General features: G+C 65.3%; 13 protein-coding genes and 1 tRNA gene. 13 read left to right on the top strand and 1 reads right to left on the bottom strand.

Annotation, left to right across the window (positions count from 1 at the left end; all coding sequences use genetic code 11):
* The first annotated feature begins 76 nt into the window (after positions 1–76).
* The 7 genes from QM467_RS06790 to QM467_RS06760 all read left to right on the top strand — a co-directional run bounded on the left by QM467_RS06790 (position 77) and on the right by QM467_RS06760 (position 13,378).
* The gene (locus tag QM467_RS06790; protein ID WP_283365549.1) at positions 77–1,288 is read left to right on the top strand and encodes a glycosyltransferase family 4 protein; all 1,212 of its coding nucleotides are present in this window, start codon (positions 77–79) and stop codon (positions 1,286–1,288) included.
* 39 nt (positions 1,289–1,327) lie between these two features.
* Positions 1,328–2,683 (top strand): O-antigen ligase family protein, encoded by a 1,356-nt coding sequence (locus tag QM467_RS06785; RefSeq protein WP_283365548.1) that lies wholly within the window; start codon positions 1,328–1,330, stop codon positions 2,681–2,683.
* Positions 2,680–4,524, top strand: coding sequence for a Wzz/FepE/Etk N-terminal domain-containing protein (locus QM467_RS06780; RefSeq protein ID WP_283365547.1), 1,845 nt, complete (start codon positions 2,680–2,682; stop codon positions 4,522–4,524). The genes QM467_RS06785 and QM467_RS06780 overlap by 4 nt, the downstream gene beginning before the upstream one ends.
* Positions 4,521–6,041, top strand: a complete 1,521-nt coding sequence (locus QM467_RS06775) for a hypothetical protein (RefSeq protein ID WP_283365546.1) — start codon at positions 4,521–4,523, stop codon at positions 6,039–6,041. Before QM467_RS06780 ends, QM467_RS06775 begins: the two co-directional genes overlap by 4 nt.
* 28 nt (positions 6,042–6,069) lie before the next feature.
* On the top strand, positions 6,070–6,825 hold the full coding sequence (locus QM467_RS06770; RefSeq protein ID WP_283365545.1) for a hypothetical protein: 756 nt from the start codon (positions 6,070–6,072) through the stop codon (positions 6,823–6,825).
* A gap of 80 nt (positions 6,826–6,905) precedes the next feature.
* A complete protein-coding gene (locus tag QM467_RS06765; protein ID WP_283365544.1) occupies positions 6,906–7,757 on the top strand; it encodes a hypothetical protein in 852 nt (283 codons plus the stop codon).
* A 206-nt stretch (positions 7,758–7,963) separates the two neighbouring features.
* Positions 7,964–13,378, top strand: a complete 5,415-nt coding sequence (locus QM467_RS06760) for an Ig-like domain-containing protein (RefSeq protein WP_283365543.1) — start codon at positions 7,964–7,966, stop codon at positions 13,376–13,378.
* A gap of 305 nt (positions 13,379–13,683) precedes the next feature.
* Here the strand turns inward: QM467_RS06760 and QM467_RS06755 are convergent.
* Positions 13,684–13,758, bottom strand: a tRNA-Gly gene (locus QM467_RS06755).
* A 221-nt stretch (positions 13,759–13,979) separates the two neighbouring features.
* Between QM467_RS06755 and trxA the strand changes: the two genes are divergently transcribed.
* From trxA to tesB, 6 genes are all read left to right on the top strand, one after another.
* Complete coding sequence (trxA, locus tag QM467_RS06750; protein WP_283365542.1) at positions 13,980–14,894, top strand: thioredoxin; 915 nt, start codon at positions 13,980–13,982, stop codon at positions 14,892–14,894.
* An 11-nt stretch (positions 14,895–14,905) separates the two neighbouring features.
* On the top strand, positions 14,906–15,577 hold the full coding sequence (locus tag QM467_RS06745; RefSeq protein WP_283365541.1) for an LON peptidase substrate-binding domain-containing protein: 672 nt from the start codon (positions 14,906–14,908) through the stop codon (positions 15,575–15,577).
* 9 nt (positions 15,578–15,586) lie between these two features.
* Positions 15,587–15,802: a Trm112 family protein gene (locus QM467_RS06740; RefSeq protein ID WP_283365540.1), complete on the top strand. Its 216-nt coding sequence runs from the start codon at positions 15,587–15,589 to the stop codon at positions 15,800–15,802.
* Between the two features lie 155 nt (positions 15,803–15,957).
* Complete coding sequence (locus QM467_RS06735) at positions 15,958–16,296, top strand: P-II family nitrogen regulator (protein WP_283365539.1); 339 nt, start codon at positions 15,958–15,960, stop codon at positions 16,294–16,296.
* Positions 16,297–16,354: 58 nt separating this feature from the next.
* Positions 16,355–17,668 carry an ammonium transporter gene (locus tag QM467_RS06730; protein WP_283365538.1) on the top strand — a complete coding sequence of 438 codons (1,314 nt, stop codon included), beginning with the start codon at positions 16,355–16,357 and terminating at the stop codon, positions 17,666–17,668.
* A 108-nt stretch (positions 17,669–17,776) separates the two neighbouring features.
* On the top strand, positions 17,777–18,667 hold the full coding sequence (tesB, locus tag QM467_RS06725; protein WP_283365537.1) for an acyl-CoA thioesterase II: 891 nt from the start codon (positions 17,777–17,779) through the stop codon (positions 18,665–18,667).
* Positions 18,668–18,908 lie beyond the last annotated feature (241 nt).

Raw genomic sequence — 18,908 nt, 5'->3', positions numbered from 1 at the left:
GACCCCGCGCCGCTTCGGGCCGAGCATTTTTTCGAGGAAGGGCGCATTGCGCCAAGGAAAATGGAAGGGAAGCCCCGTGTCCGCACATCTGCTTTTCATCGGCGGCGAAGATCATTTCATGCGGCTTCCCTTCATGCTCGCTCTGAAGGCGAAAGGCTATCGCGTGACGGCGGCGGCCAGCGGCGATCCCAGGCCCTTCGCCGAAGCGGGCGTGCCGTTCAGGCCAATCCATTTCGGGCGCTTCGTCTCGCCGCTCCGCGATATCGGCAGCATGCGGGAATTGTCGCAGCTCCTGACCAGCGTGGACGCCGATGTCGCGCATTGTTTCGACAGCAAGCTCAGCGTGATGGTCGCGCTGGCGGCGCCCCGCGACCTGCGTACGATCCTCGTGCGGACCATCAATGGACGCGGCTGGATCTATTCGTCGCGCTCGGCGAGCGCCCTGGCGCTGCGCTGCCTCTATCACCCTCTGCAGCGGCGGGCGGCGAAGGCGGCCAGCGCGACGGTGTTCGAGCATAATGGCGATTTCAAATTCTTCGCCGACAATCACCTGCTGGGCGACAGCGAGCCGGAAATCATCCCCGGTGCGGGAATCGACGTCGAAGGGTTCGAGCGCGCCCGCGCCGAGGGCCCCTCGCGCGAGGCCTTGCGCAAGGAGCTGGGGCTGGGCGACTCCCCGGTCGTCATCACGGCGACCCGTGTGACTCGCCAGAAGGGAATTCCCGCGCTGCTTCAGGCGGCGGAGCTGGTTCACGCCACTCACCCGGACGTCAAATTCCTGATCGTCGGCCCGCGCGAGGGCGAAGGTCCCTTCGCCATGCGCGCCGAGGAATTCGAACGCCACGCCGGCTATGTCGTCGCGCCGGGCTCGCGCAGCGACGTGCCGTCGCTTCTGGCCATGGCCGATATCTTCGCCTTCCCGACGGAATATGCCGAAGGCGTGCCGCGCGCCGTGATGGAGGCGGCGCTGGCCGGCCTGCCGATCGTCGCGTCCGACATTCCCGGATGCCGGGAAGTGATCGAAGACAAATGGAGCGGCCTGCTGACGCCATTGCGCGATCCGCGCGCCCTGGCCGACCGCGTGATCGCGATGCTCGACGACCGTGAAGCAGCGTCCGCAATGGGCGCGCGCGGACCGGCGCTCATCCGGCGAACCTTCAGCCTGGACAATGTCGTCGACCGCCACGCCGCGCTTTACGAGCGCCTGATGACGAGGGCGCGTCTGCGGCGCGCGCTCGCGGAGCCGCCCGGAGCGTCGGGGCCGACGTTGGGTCAGGCCGCTGAATAGAAGCTGCGGCCGCGCCGACGACAGGGAAAGTTCAACCTCATGCCCGTCTCACGCTTCGATCGGATTTTGGACTGGACGCTCGCGCTCGGCATGCAGCTGGCGATGACGACGCAGTTCCGGTCGGAGACGTCCTTTGCCGGGCCGGGCGAAATCCTGCTGGCCTCCTGGATCGCCGGAACGCTGGCGCGCAAATTCATCCGGTCGGAATGGGCAGTGACCCGGGCCAGCCTGGAGATTTCGGCTTTCTGGGCGATCTTCGCCTTCGCTCTCTGCCTCGGGATGATGCGCACCATTGCGTCGGGCGTTCATTTCGACGGCTCGCTCGGGTTGCATGACGTCGTCGCGGACGGCCTGGTGGCTGTGATCTGCCTTTTGCTGACGCTTGGCCCCGCCGCCGCGCAGCGCATGAGGCGGGTGCAATGGGCGATCACGATTTCGGGCAGCGTCCTGCTGGCCTTTCAGCTCGCCAACGCCGCCGGCCTGTTTGTCCTGACGGAAATCGACCCATGGTACTGGGACCGGATGCGCGGCTGGACCTCGAACCCCAACCAGTTTGCGCTGCTCTGCCTGCTGATCGCCTTTCTCTCGCTGCATCTCGCCGATGTCGAATCCGGCTCGCGCCGCTCGCTCGCGATCTTCTGCTGCGCCCTGGCCATCGTCGGGGGCTGGCAGGCCAAGAGCAACGCCTATGTCATTGTCGCCGTCGGGGGCCTCGGTTTTTTCCTGATGGCCAAGGCGTCGCGCTGGCTGCTGCGGCTCGAGCACCAGCAAATTCCGGCGCTTTCCTTCAGCGCAGCGGCCGGCGCGCTGGTTGTCTATATCGCGTTGGTCACGCTGCCGGTGATCAGTGAGGGAGGCAATCTTCTGCCCGACGCCAGCGGCCTCGCGCGCGACAGCCGGAACGAACTGGAGGATTCCTCCGTCCGCATCGAGCTCTGGAAACAGGCTCTGCAACGCGGCGCCGATTCATGGCTGCTCGGCCTCGGTCCGGGGCCGCATCTGGAAATTCCCAATATCGTTCTGGCTGGCCGACGCTCGGGCAACGAGCCCATGAACATGCAGCATCCCACGGCGGGGCTGGCCCCCAATTTCGAAGCGCATAACACCCTGCTCGAACTCTTCGTGCAAGGCGGCCTCCTCGCGGTCTGCGACTATCTCCTGATCGTCGGCCTGGGGCTCTGGCGCGCCTGGCGCGTTGGCGCCGACGGCATGCTGGCGGCCTTGCTCGCCATCAACGCCTTCGGCAGTTTCCATGTCGTTTTTCGGCATCCCTTCGTCTGGTTTCTGGTTTGCGGCGCTCTCGTCGGCGCGCGGTCGGCGCAACCTGAAAACGTCCTTCGCCGGACGGCCGGACCTTATTTGACGTCTGCTCTGCGCGCGAGGATGGAAGCATGACAAGGCGACTCAAGATATCGTCCGGGCCAAACCGGATTGCGGCCATTGCGCCAGTCAGGGCCGAGCCGCCCGAGCGCGACGACGGCCCGTCGGGCGATGGCGCGGGGCCGGATTTCACCGGCATGATTCAAACCCTGTTCGAGCGCAGGAAGCTCGTGCTGACCTGCATCGGCGTCGGCGCGGCGCTCGCCATTTTCTCGGCGCTGGTTCTAATGCCGCGCTACACCGCCAAGGCGCTGCTCATCTACAGCGACAGCGAGACCGCCGAAAGCGCGCGCCGCGCCGACGACGGCGCCATTGACACGCATATCGCCATGCTGACCTCGCGGTCGAATCTCGACCGCGCGCTGGCGGAAATGGACAATGACGAGCTGTTGAGGGGTCGCTTCAAGAGCGCATTGGACATCGAGCGTCACCTCAAGGTGATGCAGGAATTGCGCTCCCATCTGATCTCCGTCAATTTCACCGCCCGGTCGCCCGAGGTGGCGGCGCGCGTGGCCAATGAAATCGCGCAGGCCTATGTCGATGAAAGCCTCTCACCCGACGCCTCGACGGCGGCGGAAGCGGCGGCGCGGCAAATGCGCCGGATCGACGAGCTCGAAGGCAAATATCGGCAGGCCCTGGCCGATCGAAAGGAACTGGATGCAAGCCCGGACGCTGACGCCGCCGCCGTGAGCAAGGCGGACGCCCGCGTCGCCGAAATCCAGCAGGAGCTTGACGCGGAAAGGCTGAACCAGACTCTTGCGCAGCGTCAGGCCGCCAATCGCCGGCAGATTCTGGCGCTGTCGCCGCCTATCAAGGTTTACGCCCTGGCCCGCCCGCCGGAGCAGCCCAGCTCCGCGCGCCCGATCCTCATCATCGTTCCGGCGATCATCGCCTCCGCCCTGTTTGGCGTCGCGCTGGCGCTGCTGCTCGGACGCCTTGATCGTCGCGTCCGCAGCATAGGCGATCTGCGCCGGATATTCCCCTATCCGGTCGCCGGATCGGCGCCGCCGAAGCTGTATCAGGCGGGAAAAATGAATTCGTCGCAAAGGAACGCAGCGGATTACGACGCGGCGATCGAGGAGATGGCCGTCAATATCTTCCTTGCTCCCGGCGCCAAGGCCAAACAGACGGTCGTGGTCGCCTCGGCGGGCGGATCGAGGCCGAACGATCTCGCCTTTGATCTGGCCCTGGCGGCGTCGCGCATGAAGAGCGTGCTGCTCGCGGTGGCCGACGATGATTCAATGGCGGCGCAATATGCCGAGGCCGCCGATGCGGCGCGGCTCGGCGGCGCGCAGATCCATTTCTGCCTGCTGGCCGCCGATCGCGCCGACCTGCTTGCGCAGGCGGCTTCAGGCGCGCTGGCCCGGACGCTTCAGGACATGCGCCGCTGCTACGACTGGATCGTGCTGGCGGCTCCGTCGACCTCGGCGTCGCCGGCGGCGCGGGTGATGGTCAGGCTGGCGGATTCCGTCGTCCTCAATGTCGCGGCGGGAGCGACGGAATATCGGGACGTCGCAACATCGCTGCGGGAGGTCTCGGCCTCGGGGGAGGCGTCGCGCTCCGGCCGTCCGCGCCGCAAGGTTTTTTTTGCGCTGACGGACGCGGAAGCGCCGTCCGCCAGCGGCTTCGGAAATTGGGAAGCCCAGTTCTCGAAGCTTACCGCGCTTCGCATGGGATCGCTCCGCGCTCGGCTGCCTGCGCCCAAAGGGGAGGCCCGGCGCTTGCCGGACGGCCAGGAGTGGATTGTCTCGCTGGCCAGGCCAACGGCGGAGAACACGACGGAGGCCAGGCCGGAAGACAAAGGCCAGTCCAAGCCCGCGGAGCGCCATATCGTGATCGGGGGGGCGGCGGAATGAATGTTTCAATGGCCATGCCGGCTCATGGGGTCGAAAGCGATCGACCCGCGCCGCCGCCGCTTTACGCGCGCCTGTTTGAGGCTTTCGAGCACGCCGGTCTCGCCTGGTGCAGCTGGAAGAGCCCGACTCGTCTGCCCGACGCCTACGCCGGACGCTCCGACCTCGATTTGCTGATTGCGCGGGGCGATCGCCAGCAGGCTCTGCAAATCCTCGTCGATTGCGGCTTCAAGCTGGCGCCCGACGGGCCGGGCCGGGACGACCCGGCGATGACGAGCTTCCTTGGCTTCGATCAGGCCAGCGGGGTTTTGCTGCACGCCCATGTCCATTTCCGGCTGATCCTGGGTCCGTCCCTGTTCAAGAACGCCCGCCTGCCGAGCGAGACGGCTTTTCTGGAGCGCAGCCGCCTCCTGCCCGGCCGCAATCCGCGCGTGCTCGCCCCGGAAGATGCGGCGCTGCTGTTGTTCGTGCGCGGCCAGCTTGAATTCAGCCGCCTCGATCCGGTCCAGATTGCGCGCCGCGAGCAGATCGACGAAAAATTCCGCAAGGATTTCGCCGAGCTTGCGCCGCTGATTGACAGCGTCGCCTTGCGCTGCGCCGCCGAGGAAATTTTCGACGCCGATCTCGCCGGGCGGGTCGTCCGCGCGATCATTGACGATCCGATGGGCGCATCCGCCGGTTTGCGCCGGGAAGTCGCCGGCGCGTTGTCGTTGCAGCGCCGTTGCGGCGGCGTCGAGGCGGCGCTGGTCGGCGCGGCGCGGACGTTGGCTTTTCTGTTCGGGGCCTTCAACCGGCGCCATCTGCAAACGCCCCGCATCTGGGGACGGCGCGCGCCGGGCGGCGGGCTCGTGATCGCCTTCGTCGGCGTGGACGGCTCGGGCAAGAGCACGGCGGCGACGATGATCCGCAAGTGGCTCGGACCGGAAATCGATGTCGTCAGGGTCTATTTCGGCACCGGCGACGGGGCGCCTTCGCTGGTCCTGGCGCCGTTCAAGGCCCTTGCCGGAGTGATCGCCCGCTTCATCAAGACCAAGCCGAAAGGCGCGTCGCACGGCAAAATTTCCGACCGACCGCCGGGGCCTGTCTATTCGGCGTTGTTCGCCGTCTGGGCGATGGCCGTGGCGCTCGACAAGCGGCACAAGCTGATCACCATCCAGCGTGCTGCGCGGCGCGGCTTCATTGTCGTCACCGACCGCTACCCGCAGAACGAAATCGAGAATTTCAACGACGGCCCGCTGCTCTACCGGCTGCCCTTAGCGCCCGACTGGCTCCGTCGGTTCGAACAGGCGATCTATATGCGGGCGCATCGCGCGCCGCCCGATCTGGTCGTCAAGCTCCAGGTCGGTCCTGAAACCGTCCAGCGGCGTGAGCCGGACATGAATCCGGCGCTGATTGTGGAGCGCCTGGCCAGTCTGGAGCGGCTACAGTTTCCGGGCGCGAAAATTGTCTGCATCGACGCGAGAGCGCCGCTGGAAGATGTAACCCGCAAGGTCAAGCAGGCCGTGTGGGACGTGTTGTGAGTAGAGCGTGTTGCGAGTGGAGGCGGCGTTGATCCTCGAATTTTTTGGCCCGCCGGGTTCCGGCAAGACGACCCTTGCGATCAGCCTCGCCAATCACCTCCGCGCGGCAGGCTATCCGGTCATGCTCAGGCTCAGCGCGCGGCCCGGCGAGACTTCCAGCGCGGGGGCGCCCCAGCCGCAGCCCTTTTCCGACGCCTTTCGACGGCTGGTGGCGCCAGCCTGCGAACTGATGTTCCATGTCGCGAAGAATCCGGGCGCCGGCGGCTCCGGGCGCGTAGTCAGCGAATTGACGCAGGCCTTGCCTCAGGGCGAGATTTTCCGTGCGCTTCGCATGCGGCAATATCTGGCGCGGCTTTCCAACGCCTGGACCCAGGCGGCCCGGAGTCGAAAGACCTGGATTTTCGATCAGGCCTATATCCAGGCTATCGCTTCGATCGCCGAGGTGCAGCCGGGCATTGACGATGCGACGATCGGCGGCCTGCTCGACGTCGTTCCGCATTCCGATCTGGCCATTCGCGTCGAAGCGCCCGTCAAGGATATCGAGTCCCGGATCAGCCGGCGCATGGAACTGGTCGGCCGCGTGGGCCGACTGTTCGAGGAAAGGCGCGTCGAGGCGCCGGAACAGGCGGCGCTGGCGCGGCGGATCGACGGACTGCTCGGCCGGCGCGGGCGGCCGGTTCTGGCTCTCAGCTCGGCCGATGGCGAATCGCTCGACGACAATGTCCGTCAGGCGGAGCGCGCCATCGTCGCGCAATTGAACGAGGTCGCCGTCGGAGCGGGATGACCGCCGCCTTTTTCTTCGCATCGAGCGGCAGGGAACGAATCTTCGCGCGAGGGAAACCTCGCCCGCGGCAGGAGGGCGTCATGGGGTTGCGCTGGCGAAAAATCTGGCTCGGCGCAATCCTGTTGATCGCCCCGACGGCGCTGGGCTCGTGGGACGCCGCCGCGGACGACGCCGTGAAAGCGCCGCGCCATTTCGCGGTGAACGGCAATTTCGATCCGGGAGGCCGTTTTGTCCCGCGCGACTTTGGCTTTAATCTGGCGGATGTCTCGAGCGCCGAGGTTCTGGACTCATTGCCCCGCGACGTGATGGGGCTGATGTGGGTCGGCAGTTGCGACGGCGCCGACGCGCGCTTTCGCGGGCTGGTCGAGTCCGTCATCGATCATCCAAAATTGTTCGGCTTCTATTTGATGGACGATCCCGATCCGTCGGGGCGCTGGCGGCGGCCTTGCCCGGCAGAGGGCCTGCGCGCGGAGTCCGACTGGATCCACGCGCGCCGCGCGGGAGTCGTGACCTTCATCGCCCTGATGAATGTCGGGACCTCCGCCGCGCCGGCTTTTGACGCCGCGCTGCGTCCCGACAACAGTCATGTCGACCTGTTCGGAATCGCGCCTTATCCGTGCCGCCGCGACTGGCGGGAATGCGATTTCGCCATGATCGGCCGCTTCGTCGAGGCGGGCCGGCGGATCGGAATATCCGATGCGCAGGTCGTGCCCATTTACCAGACGTTCGGCGGAGGCGAATGGCGATCGGAAGGGGGCGGCTACCGCCTGCCGAACGCCGAAGAATTGCGCCGCATTCTGGACCTTTGGCGCGAATGGATCGCGCATCCCGTGTTCGACTACGCCTATTCCTGGGGAACGCAGAAATCTGACAAGGCGCTGGCGACCTCTGCTCCCCTGCTGGAGGTGCTCAAGCGCCATAATGGCGAATGAGCCGGGCGCCGTCGCGCACGCGCGCCGAACCTCATGGCGAATAATCCGCGCAGCCCAAAGGCGTAGCGGGGCGTACCGCTTCCGCAGGATTTTTCGCCGAATAAGCCTTATTCGCGCGCCCGAATGAGAGGCTCAGGCCAGGTTCGGAACGGCGCAATCATCCACGCAACGCCAACGCGCCGTGACAAGTCACAGGGAGCGCCATCATGACTGCCGCGCCGAGCCACATTGTCGTCCTCAACCTTGAAAACAAGGGCTTTTCCCAGGTCATCGGCAATCCACAGGCGCCCAATCTGAACCTGCTCGCCTCGATGGGCATGCTGTTCACCAATTTCAACGCGGTCGCCCATCCGAGCCAGCCGAATTATTTCGCGCTCTTTTCCGGTTCGACGCAGGGCGTGACCGACGACACCGTGCCTTCGACTTACCCGAGCTATGTCCCGACGCTGGCGAGCAGCCTGGCCAATGCCGGACTGACCTTCGCGGGCTATGCCGAGTCCGGCGCGGCGCCCTGGCACATGCCCTGGCAGGAATTCGACAGTTCCGCGGGCGTCGGGCTGCCCTTCTCGGCTTTCCCGACCACCGCGGCCGGTTTCGACGCGCTTCCGACCGTTTCCTTCGTCACGCCGAGCGACCTGAACAACATGACGAATACGGTCGCCTCCGGCGATGCGTGGCTCGTCAACATGATGGCCTATGCCGCTTGGGCGCAGGCGAATAATTCCTTGCTGGTCATCACTTTCGACGAAGGCAGCGATGGCAGCTACCCGAACCAGATCGCGACCATTGTCCTCGGGGCGGGCGTTCCGGCCGGCGTTCTCAACAACCAGGCCGCCAATCAATATGCGCTGCTGGCGACGATCCTGGACCTCTATGGCCTGGCGCCGATCGGCGAAACCGGGACAGCGCCGATCCTGGATTTCTATTCCGCCACGCCGATGGTGGCTTCGTCCCTGGTCACCAACCAGATTCCCGGCATTACCGACTCGACCAACTGGCCCCCGCAAAACGCCTTGGCCGCGGGAACGGATTTCGTGGTGACGAGCGAGACGTCGCGTCTCCAATGGACCAATCTGTCGACCAATGTGACGAAGACGCAGAGCCTCTATTCCGTCTTCGCCTCGGCCCCGAACGCGAGCGACGTCAAATCCTTGCTGGACACGCGTTTCACCTATGACAGCGCCTCGGGCCTCTATGTCGGGATCGCGCTCGTCTATTACGTCTCCACCAACAATATCGATATCGACATCGCGACCACCACCAATCCCGACCTTGGCTGGAGCGTCTCCACGCTGGCGACGGGATCGAGCTCCACGGACATGCCCGGCCTTTCGGTCGACGGCTCCAATGTCGTTATCACGGCGCAGGTCAGCGGCGGCACGAAGACCTTCGTCGTTCCGCTTTCCGATGTCGTCAATGGCGCGACAATCACCACCGCCTCGCCGGGCGTCAATACGCTCACCAATCTCAACAACGGCCATTTCAGTTCCATCTCGGGCGGCGATGGCGCCACCTTTCTGATCGCCTCCTATTCCAATGGTTCGCAGACCTATCTCAATTACCAGACCTATGACGCCAACTCCGGCGCCTTCACCCCGATGCAGAATTTCGCGCTCGGCAACAGCGACCAGGGGAGCGGCGGCAATGATTTCGTCGTGGCCCAGGCCGGGACGAGCGCGACGATCAACGCCGGCGGCGGAACCATCAAGAGTCTCGCCTATGCTTCGATCGACGGCCATAATTACGTCTATGGCGTCAGCCTGGTCATGCCCGCGGGCGCGACGCAGCCGCAACTCGAATGGTTCCAGCTCGACGTCACCAACGCCACGGATGGCGTGACCCAGCCTGTCCTGGTCCAGGGCGGCGACATTTCCGCCACGTCGCTCGGCTTCAGTTCGGACGTCGCGCTCTTCAACGCGTCCATCGCCGTCAATGGCGCCGGCGACGTGCTGATCAATTTCACCGCTTCCGGCGCGTCGATCTATCCAGCCGATTATTACATCGTCGCCGGGCGCAACGAGGACTTCGGCGCGCCGGTGCTGTTTCAGGCGAGTTCGGCCCCGGTCGCCAACAACCCGCTGGGCGGCGCCGATCCGACGACCGGCGTGCAGCGCTGGGGCGTTTCTTCTTCCGTCGTCGTCGATCCCAACGACCCGAACGCCTTCTGGATCTCCAACGAATTCTTCAGCAACGATCCTTCGAAAGTCAGCATTCCGGCGGGATCGAGCGCCTGGTGGGGCACTGCGACCGCGCGGGTGCTCGTGAACCCGCCGTCGCCCGTCATCACGTCCCCGAGCATCGGCGGCCTTGCCCCCAGCAATGGGCTTCAGGTCACCGGAACGGGCTATCGCGGCGACACCATCAATGTCTTCCTCGACGGCGTTTCCGCCGGGACGACGACGGTCGGAAGCGACGGCGGCTGGGTCTTCACCTTCTCGACCCCGGTCGTGGGGGGCAGCCATAGCGTCACCGCGACGGAGGCCAACGCGGCCGGCGCAAGCCAACTCTCGAACGCCGATGTTTTCACGGTCAGCAACGGGCCGGTTGTCGCGTCCGTCGTCGCCAATCCGGGCGACGCCAGTCTCAACGCCGGCAAGTCGGTGACCTTGACGGTGAATTTCAGCGACAGCGTCATTGTCGCCGGGTCGCCCTATCTGGTGCTGAACGACGGCGGAATCGCGACCTATGCGGGTGGCTCCGGCACGAACGCGCTGGCCTTCACCTATGTCGTCACGCCAGGACAAAATACATTCGATCTGACCGTGCTGGGGCTCGTGCCGGACGGCGGCGACATCAGGGACGCCTCGGGAAACCTGGCCATTCTGGACGGCGCCGCCGCCAATCCCGCCGGGATCCTGCGCATCGACACCAATGTTCCGGACGCCCCGTCCATCGCCGGGATCTCGCCCGACGCCGGGGCGAGCGCGACGGACGGCCTCACCAATATCGCGTCTGTCGCCGTCAGCGGAACCGCCGAGGCCGGCAGCACGGTCCAGCTTTACGACGGAGCGACCCTGATTGCGACGCTGGTCGCCGATTCCAACGGCGCCTGGACGACGTCGAGCAACATCACTCTGGCGGAAGGCGTCAATACCCTCACCGCCACAGCAACCGACGCCGCGGGGAATGCCTCTGCGCCTTCAGGGGCCTTCGTCGCGACGCTCGACACGACGCCGCCGGCTCAGCCGTCCATCGCCGGGATCTCGCCCGACAGCGGGACGAGCGCGTCCGACGGGATCACCAATGTCGCCTCTGTCGCGGTCAGCGGATCCGCCGAGGCCGGCAGCAGCGTCCAGCTCTATGACGGCGGAATTCTGGTGGTGACGCTGGTCGCCGGCTCCAACGGCGCTTGGGCGACCTCGAGCAACGTCGCCCTGGCGGAGGGCGTAAATAACATCACCGCGACTGCGACCGACGCCTTGAACAATGTCTCCGCGCCCTCCGCGATTTTCGTCGCCACGCTCGACACGGCGGCGCCCAGTCTCCCGGCCATTTCCGGCATATCGCCTGACAGCGGGACGAGCGCGGCCGACGGCCTCACCAATATCGCCTCCGTCGCAGTCGGCGGAACCGCCGAGGCCAACGCCACCGTCAACCTCTACGATGGCGCGATTCTGGTCGCGACCGTCGCCGCCGATGGCGGGGGCAATTGGAGCACTGCCAGCAACATCACGCTGGCGCAGGGCGTCAACAACCTCACCGCCACGGCGACGGACGCCGCAGGCAACGCCTCCGCGCCGTCTGCGACCTATGTTGCAAGCCTGGACACGGCGGCGCCGGGCCTCCCGGTCATTTCCGGGATCTCTCCGGACACGGGGACGAGCGCGACCGATGGGATCACCTCGGCCGCCACCGTCGCCGTCAGTGGAACCGCCGAGGCCGGCAGCACCGTCGCGCTCTATGACGGCGCGACCCTGGTGGTGACGGTCGCCGCCGACGGAAGCGGCAATTGGACCACGGCGAGCAACATCACGCTGGCGCAGGGCGTCAACAATCTCACGGCAACGGCGACCGACGCTGCCGGCAATATCTCCGCGCCCTCCGCGATTTTCGTCGCCACGCTCGACACGACAGCGCCCGCGGCCCCCGCTATTTCCGGCATCTCGCCCGATAATGGAACAAGCGCGGCCGACGGAACTACCAATGTCGCCTCCGTCGGAGTCAGCGGAACCGCCGAGGCCAACGCCACCGTCAACCTCTACGATGGCGCGATTCTGGTCGCGACCGCCGCCGCCGACGGCGGGGGCAATTGGACCACGGCGAGCAACATCACGCTGGCGCAGGGCGTCAACAATCTCACCGCCACCGCCACCGACGCCGTGAGCCATGTCTCGGCGCCGTCGCCGATCTTCGTCGCTACGCTGGACACAGCGGCGCCGACCGTGTCTTCCGTCATCGCCAACCCGGCCACCGCGAATCTGAACGCCGGCAAATCCGTGACGTTGACAGTGAATTTCAGCGAGAGCGTATTCGTCGCAGGCGCGCCCACTCTGGCGCTGAACGACGGCGGGGTCGCGACCTATGCGGGCGGCTCCGGCACGAAAGCGCTGGCTTTCACCTATGTCGTCGCGGCAGGGCAGAATACGTCCGATCTGACGGTCTCGTCGCTTCAGGTCAACGGCGGCAGCATCAAGGATCTGGCCGGAAACGCCGCCGTGGTGAGCGGCGCGGCCAGGAATCCGGCCGGAACTCTGAAAATCGACACCACCGCCCCGACCGTCACCATCAGCACGATCGCCGGAAACGATATCCTCAGTGGGACCGAGGCCGCCGCCGGCTTCTCGATCAGCGGCAAGACCTCCGGCGCGGAGACCGGCCAGGTGGTTAGCGTCAAGCTCATCGATCGCACGAATGCGGTGGTCGGCAACTATACGGCCGCTGTCCCCACCAACAACGCATGGTCGGTTGCCCTCACCGGCGCCCAGGCCCTCGCCCTCGCCGACGGCGCCTATACGGTCACGGCCAATGTCTCCGACGCCGCTGGAAACGCGGCCGCGCAGGCGACCCGCGCCTTGACGGTGGACGAGGACAAGGGGCCGGAAGCGCCAGTTCTGACCCTCGCCAATTCGGCGCTGCTTGTTGCGGCGGGCGGGTCGGTGGCGTTGGGCGTCACGGCGACGCCCGTCGATGGCGACGACCGTCTTTCGGTGGTCATCAGGGGGCTGCCGTCCTACGAGACCATCAGCGCGCCGAGCGGCTATAGCGTCTCGAACGCGAAACAGGCGGACGGCACATTCACCTGGACCATCGCCGAGACCACCGGGACGACGGGTGCGCCGATTTCCAACCTCACATTGTCGTCGACCTATACAGGAACGGGTCAGCCGGTCGCCAATCTGATCATCACCGCGAATAATCTGACCACGGGCGAAACGGCTAGTTCCGCGCCGCAGTTCCTGGTGATGACCGACCCGCCGGTCGCCGGAGGCGCCGGATCGACACAAAGCGGCCCAGCCGCGGTGGCGGCCCTGCTCCTTGAAGGCGGTTCGCCCGCGGCCAATCTCGGTTTGCTCGGGCAAAATGCCGGGAGCTTCGCCAGCAGCGTCCAGTTCGCGGCCTCGACAGTCGACCCGCCGCACGGACACCCGTTCATTTACTTTTCCGCGGCGACGAACGCATGAGGAATGTGCGCCCGAATTGATCTCGGGCCCATCGATACGAGCGCCGGCGCCCCCCGCCGGCGCTCGTGTTGTTTTGGGAAGTTGGAATCCAATGCGCGCGGCCTGAACGAAAACCGCCGCACGGCCTGCTTTGTGGGGCTTGGCAGGTTCTGGACGCGGCGGCCGACGCTCCAGATTTCACGCAATGATGCAGGTGGGGCGGGACATGGGACGGTTCCGACCATGAACGGAAAGGCGCTTAAAACGCGCAATCCCGGCCGATCTGATCGGCCGGGATTCTGCGAAATCAACGATTTCTGGTATTTTGGAGCGGGCGAAGGGATTCGAACCCTCGACCCCAACCTTGGCAAGGTTGTGCTCTACCCCTGAGCTACACCCGCATCCGTGGGACGACGCAACCGCGTCGTGGGGGCTATATGCCGCAAAGCCCGGGACATTGCAACAGGGCTTTGGCGGGTTTTTTCGTGAATTTGTCATCGGGCCGGAAAAGCCCTTCTTGCCGTGCGGAAAACGCGCGGACGGTTGCGAAACAGTCCTTGAACCTCCATTTTACCCGTCAAACGCGGTCCGGGGGACCGCGCCAGGACGAACAGGACGCGCAATGCAGCCAGCGGAACAAAAGCCCTTTTCCCCTTCGAACGGCGCGGCGGGAGCGGACATCATCGACGTGACCCTGCAGGGTTTCCGCGCCGAGGTGATGGAGGAATCGCTGCGCCGCCTGGTGCTGATCGATTTCTGGGCTCCCTGGTGTGGGCCGTGCAAGCAATTGACGCCGATTCTCGAAAAAGTCGTCGCCTCGCTGCGCGGCAGGGTGCGCCTCGCCAAGATGGACATCGACAAATATCCCCAGATCGCCGAGAAGCTCGGCATCCAGTCGATTCCCGCGGTGGTCGCGTTCCAGAACGGCCAGATGGTCGACGGCTTCATGGGCGCGCTGCCGGAAGGCGAGATCAGGGCTTTCATCGACCGCTGGCTGGGACCGGCGGGGCCCGATGTCGAGGCCTTGTTCGCCGAGGCGCAGGCGCTGCTCGAATCGGGAGAATCCGATGCGGCCGAAGCCGTTTTCGCCCAAATCCTGGGCGTCGAGCCGGAGCACGCCGGCGCGCTTGCGGGCGTCGCTCGCGTCAGGATCGCGCAGGGGGCCTTGGCCGCGGCCAGGGAATTGCTCGACGCCATTCCCGCCCAGCACGCCAATGTCCCGGCGGTCGCCGCCGCGCGCGCCGCGCTGGCGTTGCAGGAACAGGCCGGCGCGGTCGGCGATCTTGCCTATCTGCTGGCCCGCGTCGAAAATGTTCCCACCGACCATCAGGCCCGCTATGATCTCGCCGTGGCGCTCAATGCGGCGGGCCGTCGCGACGGCGCCGCGCAGGAACTGCTGAACATCATCAAGCGTGAACGCAGCTGGAACGACGATTCGGCTCGGAAATTGCTGCTGCAGTTTTTCGACAGCTGGGGGCCGGTCGACCCGACGACGCGTTCGGCCCGACGGCAATTGTCGTCGCTCCTGTTTTCATGACTGGATCGTCCATGGCGATGAACAAGACTTATCTCGGGCCTTCGGACCTGCCGGAATCGATCCCGATCTTTCCCTTATCGGGGGCGATCCTGCTGCCGGGCGGGCAGTTGCCGCTGAATATTTTCGAGCCGCGCTATCTCGCCATGTTCGACGAGGCGATGCGCGGCGAGCGGATCATCGGCATGGTCCAGCCGCTCTCCGGCGTGGACGCGCCTCCCGGCGAAAAGGCCGAACTGCGGCCAGTCGGCGCGGCGGGACGCATCACCCAGCTGTCGGAAACGGGCGACGGGCGCTATTTCGTCGTGCTCAGCGGCATCGCCCGCTTCCGCATCCTGTCCGAAGTGGAGTCGGCCGAGCCCTATCGCAGGGCCAATGTGGATTTCAGCGTTTTCGAGGAAGATTTCGCGCCGGAAGAAACCGTCCCGGCGAAGCAGCGGACCGATCTGAACGCCGTCGCCTTCGACCTCGCCCAGGCGCTGCAACTCGAAATCGCGCGCAAGGACGTCGAATCCATGCCGGACGCCGACATGATCGCGATCTTCGCCATGATCGGCCCGTTCGACCACGCCGAGAAACAGGCCCTGTTGGAGGCGCCCGACCTCGCGACGCGCGCCGAGCTGCTGCTCGCGCTCGGCGAAATCGCGCTTTCCCGCGCCACCAAGGCGGCCAGGCCGCTGCAATAGGATATCAAGATGAACGACTCGCCCGCCGCGACGCCCTCCGCCGCCGAAACCGCCGTCGTGGATCCGCGCCTGCTGGAAATCCTCGTCTGTCCGCTGACCAAGACCAGCTTGCGCTACGACCGCGAGCGCAATGAGCTGGTCTCGCTCGCCGCCCATCTTGCCTATCCGATTCGCGACGGCATCCCGATCATGCTGCCGGAAGAGGCGCGACGGATCGAGGAGTGAACGAGAGGCGTCGCATAAACTGAATAGCAAATGAGCATATGTGACCTCGACCAATGACCGAGCTTTTCGGTCATGGCGATCTCTTGTGCAATATGCCCATAAATGGCACAGACGAAGCCACGCAATGAACGTGATTCCTTCATCTGGCCGCTATCATGAAAATTGTCACCGCCATCATCAAACCATTCAAGCTCGACGACGTTCGCGAAAAGCTGATGGAGTTGCGCGTCGACGGCATGACCGCCTGCGAAGCGAAGGGCTATGGCCGCCAGAAAGGCCATACCGAAATTTATCGCGGCGCCGAATATGTCGTGAGCTTCCTCCCCAAATCGCGGATCGAGATCGTCGTGAAAGACGAGCAGGTCGACGCTGTCGTCGACGCCATCCGCGCGGCGACCAATACCGGCCATATCGGCGACGGCAAGATTTTCGTCAGCCCGATCGAGCGAGCCTGGCGCATCCGCACCGGCGAGACCGATGACGACGCCCTCTGAGGCGGCGCGCATTTCCTCCGGCTCTTGCCTCCGATCGGAACCTCCAGCGGATCGCCCCATGACAAATCGCCTTCCCGTCGTCGGCCTCGGCGCCGTCGCAACCTGCCTTTTCGCAGTCCCGGCCTTGGCGGCGGAGACAAAAATCGACGCCGCCGACACGGCTTTCATGGTCGTGGCGACCGCGCTGGTCCTGCTGATGACCCTTCCCGGCCTTGCGCTTTTCTACGCGGGCATGGTCCGCAAGAAGAACGTCCTGGCCACCATGGCCCAGAGCCTCGCTGCAACGGCGATCGTCTCGCTGCTCTGGCTCGTGCTTGGCTATAGCCTTGCTTTCCGCGGCTCCGGTCCGCTGATCGGCGACGCCTCCGCCGCCATGCTTGCCCCGATCGGCCTGGATTCGGTCAGCAAACTGGCTGGGACCATCCCCGAAATGCTGTTTTGCGCCTACCAGATGACCTTTGCCGTGATCACTTGCGCGCTGGTCGGCGGCGCGACCGCCGAACGTATGAAATTTTCGGCCTTCTGCCTGTTCTGCGCGCTCTGGCTGTTCATAGTTTACATCCCCAGCGCCCATTGGGTCTGGGGCGGCGGCTTTCTTGCCGAGTGGGGCCTGATCGATTTCGCGGGCGGCACGGTCGTGCATATCAACGCCGGCGTGGCCGGCCTCGTCGCGGCCCTGATGCTTGGCCAGCGCATGGGATATCGCCGTGAAAATCTTGCGCCCTTCGATCTGTCGATGGCTTTTGTCGGCCTCGGACTGCTGTGGGTCGGCTGGTTCGGATTCAATGGCGGCTCGGCGCTCGGAATCGGATCCCGGGCGATCTATGCGATCGTTGCGACGCATTTCTCGGCCTGCGCTGGCGCTCTGGTGTGGTCGGGGCTGGAATGGGTCCATAATGGCCGGCCGTCCGTCCTCGGCCTGATTTCCGGCGCCGTCGCCGGACTGGGCACGATCACCCCGGCGTCCGGTTTTGTCTTGCCGTGGCACGGGATCATCATCGGCGCGCTTGCCGGCGGGGTGTGCTTCTGGACCTCGACGGCGCTGAAGGCCAGGCTGGGCTATGACGATACGCTTGACGTCTTCGGCGTCCACGGCGTCGGCGGCGTGCTCGGCACGCTCCTCGCGGGCGTCTTCGCGACCGCGTCGGTCAGCGCCACGGCCGGCCAGGCGGGCGTTTCCGGTCTCCTCGAAGGCAACGCCCATCAATTGGCCGTTCAGGCCGCCGGCGTCGCGATCGTCACCTTATGGTGCGTCGCGGGCACGGCGATCGCCCTGAAAATCGTCGATCTCCTTGTCGGCCTGCGCGTTTCGCCCGACGACGAGCGCCTCGGCCTCGACCTCGCCCTCCATGGCGAATCGCTCCATCCGTGAGGCTTCGCCCGCTCGCTTGACGGAGCCGTGAAAAAGCGTTCCATTCTAAACCAATTCGCCGCGACTCCCGTCGCGGCGGCCCGGTTATGCGAATTGCGCGGTCCAAAAATGTCCAAGGCGATCACCGACCTCCTGAATATTCTCGACCTCGAGAAGATCGAGGAGAACGTCTTCAGGGGCCGCAGCCCGCAGGTCGGTTGGCAGCGCGTGTTCGGCGGCCTGGTGATCGCGCAGGCGCTGGTCGCGGCGCAGCGCACGGTCGAGCACGCCAGCGCTCATTCGCTGCACGCCTACTTCCTGCTCGGCGGCGATCCTTCGGCGCCGATCCTTTATCAGGTGGAGCATCTGCGCGACGGACGCAGCTTCGCGACCCGGCGCTGCCAGGCGATCCAGCACGGCAAGATCATTTTCACGCTCGCCGCGTCCTTTCACAACGCCGAGCCCGACAATCTGGATCACGCCTTCCCGCCGCCCGACGCCCCGCCGCCGGAAGAGTTGCCCGACGAGAGCGAATTCATTGGCCGATTCGGGCAGTTCATGCCCGAACCCGTGCGCCGCTATTTCGAGCGCGAGCGGCCAATCGAAATGCGTCCGGTCGACCCGAGCCGCTTTGTCGCGCGGGGGCCGCAGTCGGACGAGGTGCAGAGAATCTGGGTCCGGACCTCGGCGGCTCTGCCGGACGACCCGGCGATCCACCGCGCCGCGCTGGCCTATCTCTCGGACATGACCCTGCTCGACACCTCGCTGATCGCGCATGGCCGTTCCGTGTTCCATCCAGACATCCAGGCCGCCAGCCTCGATCATGCGCTCTGGCTGCATCGCCCGTTCCGCGCCGACGAATGGATGCTTTATGTGCAGGATAGCCCCAGCGCCTCAGGCGCGCTGGGATTCGGCCGCGGCGCCCTTTATTCGCGCAGCGGCGCCCTGATCGCCTCCGTCGCCCAGGAGGGTTTGATCCGGCTGAAGCGCGAGCCGTCTGTGAATTTTGCGCAGCTTTGATTAATTCCTGTGCGCTTGAATGGCCTATCTGGCGCTATCTGCACAAGTTTTAAACAGCCGCCGAAATTTCGCGCGACCTTTGCCACAAAGTCCATAAAGATCACGTTGATTCAACGGCTTACCAAAGTCGTATTGTTGGCATGTTCCTTGATACGGCGCAGTCGCCAGGAAGCCTAGCGTCCGGGCAAGCCCGCCTCAGACGCGAACTTCATTCGTATTCGCGAAGAAAAACAGGGAACAA

This window comes from Rhodoblastus sp. 17X3 (assembly GCF_030056575.1).
Taxonomy (GTDB): Bacteria; Pseudomonadota; Alphaproteobacteria; order Rhizobiales; family Beijerinckiaceae; genus Rhodoblastus.
Note: the sequence above shows the minus strand (reverse complement) of the source record. Positions and strands in the feature narration are given on the sequence as shown.

Coding starts and splice junctions, on each gene's coding strand:
- QM467_RS06775 (WP_283365546.1), top strand. CDS start 4,521: ATGAATGTTTCAATGGCCATGCCGGCTCATGGGGTCGAAAGCGATCGA.
- QM467_RS06765 (WP_283365544.1), top strand. CDS start 6,906: ATGGGGTTGCGCTGGCGAAAAATCTGGCTCGGCGCAATCCTGTTGATC.
- QM467_RS06760 (WP_283365543.1), top strand. CDS start 7,964: ATGACTGCCGCGCCGAGCCACATTGTCGTCCTCAACCTTGAAAACAAG.
- QM467_RS06740 (WP_283365540.1), top strand. CDS start 15,587: ATGAACGACTCGCCCGCCGCGACGCCCTCCGCCGCCGAAACCGCCGTC.
- QM467_RS06730 (WP_283365538.1), top strand. CDS start 16,355: ATGACAAATCGCCTTCCCGTCGTCGGCCTCGGCGCCGTCGCAACCTGC.
- QM467_RS06745 (WP_283365541.1), top strand. CDS start 14,906: ATGGCGATGAACAAGACTTATCTCGGGCCTTCGGACCTGCCGGAATCG.
- QM467_RS06785 (WP_283365548.1), top strand. CDS start 1,328: ATGCCCGTCTCACGCTTCGATCGGATTTTGGACTGGACGCTCGCGCTC.
- trxA (WP_283365542.1), top strand. CDS start 13,980: ATGCAGCCAGCGGAACAAAAGCCCTTTTCCCCTTCGAACGGCGCGGCG.
- QM467_RS06735 (WP_283365539.1), top strand. CDS start 15,958: ATGAAAATTGTCACCGCCATCATCAAACCATTCAAGCTCGACGACGTT.
- QM467_RS06780 (WP_283365547.1), top strand. CDS start 2,680: ATGACAAGGCGACTCAAGATATCGTCCGGGCCAAACCGGATTGCGGCC.
- tesB (WP_283365537.1), top strand. CDS start 17,777: ATGTCCAAGGCGATCACCGACCTCCTGAATATTCTCGACCTCGAGAAG.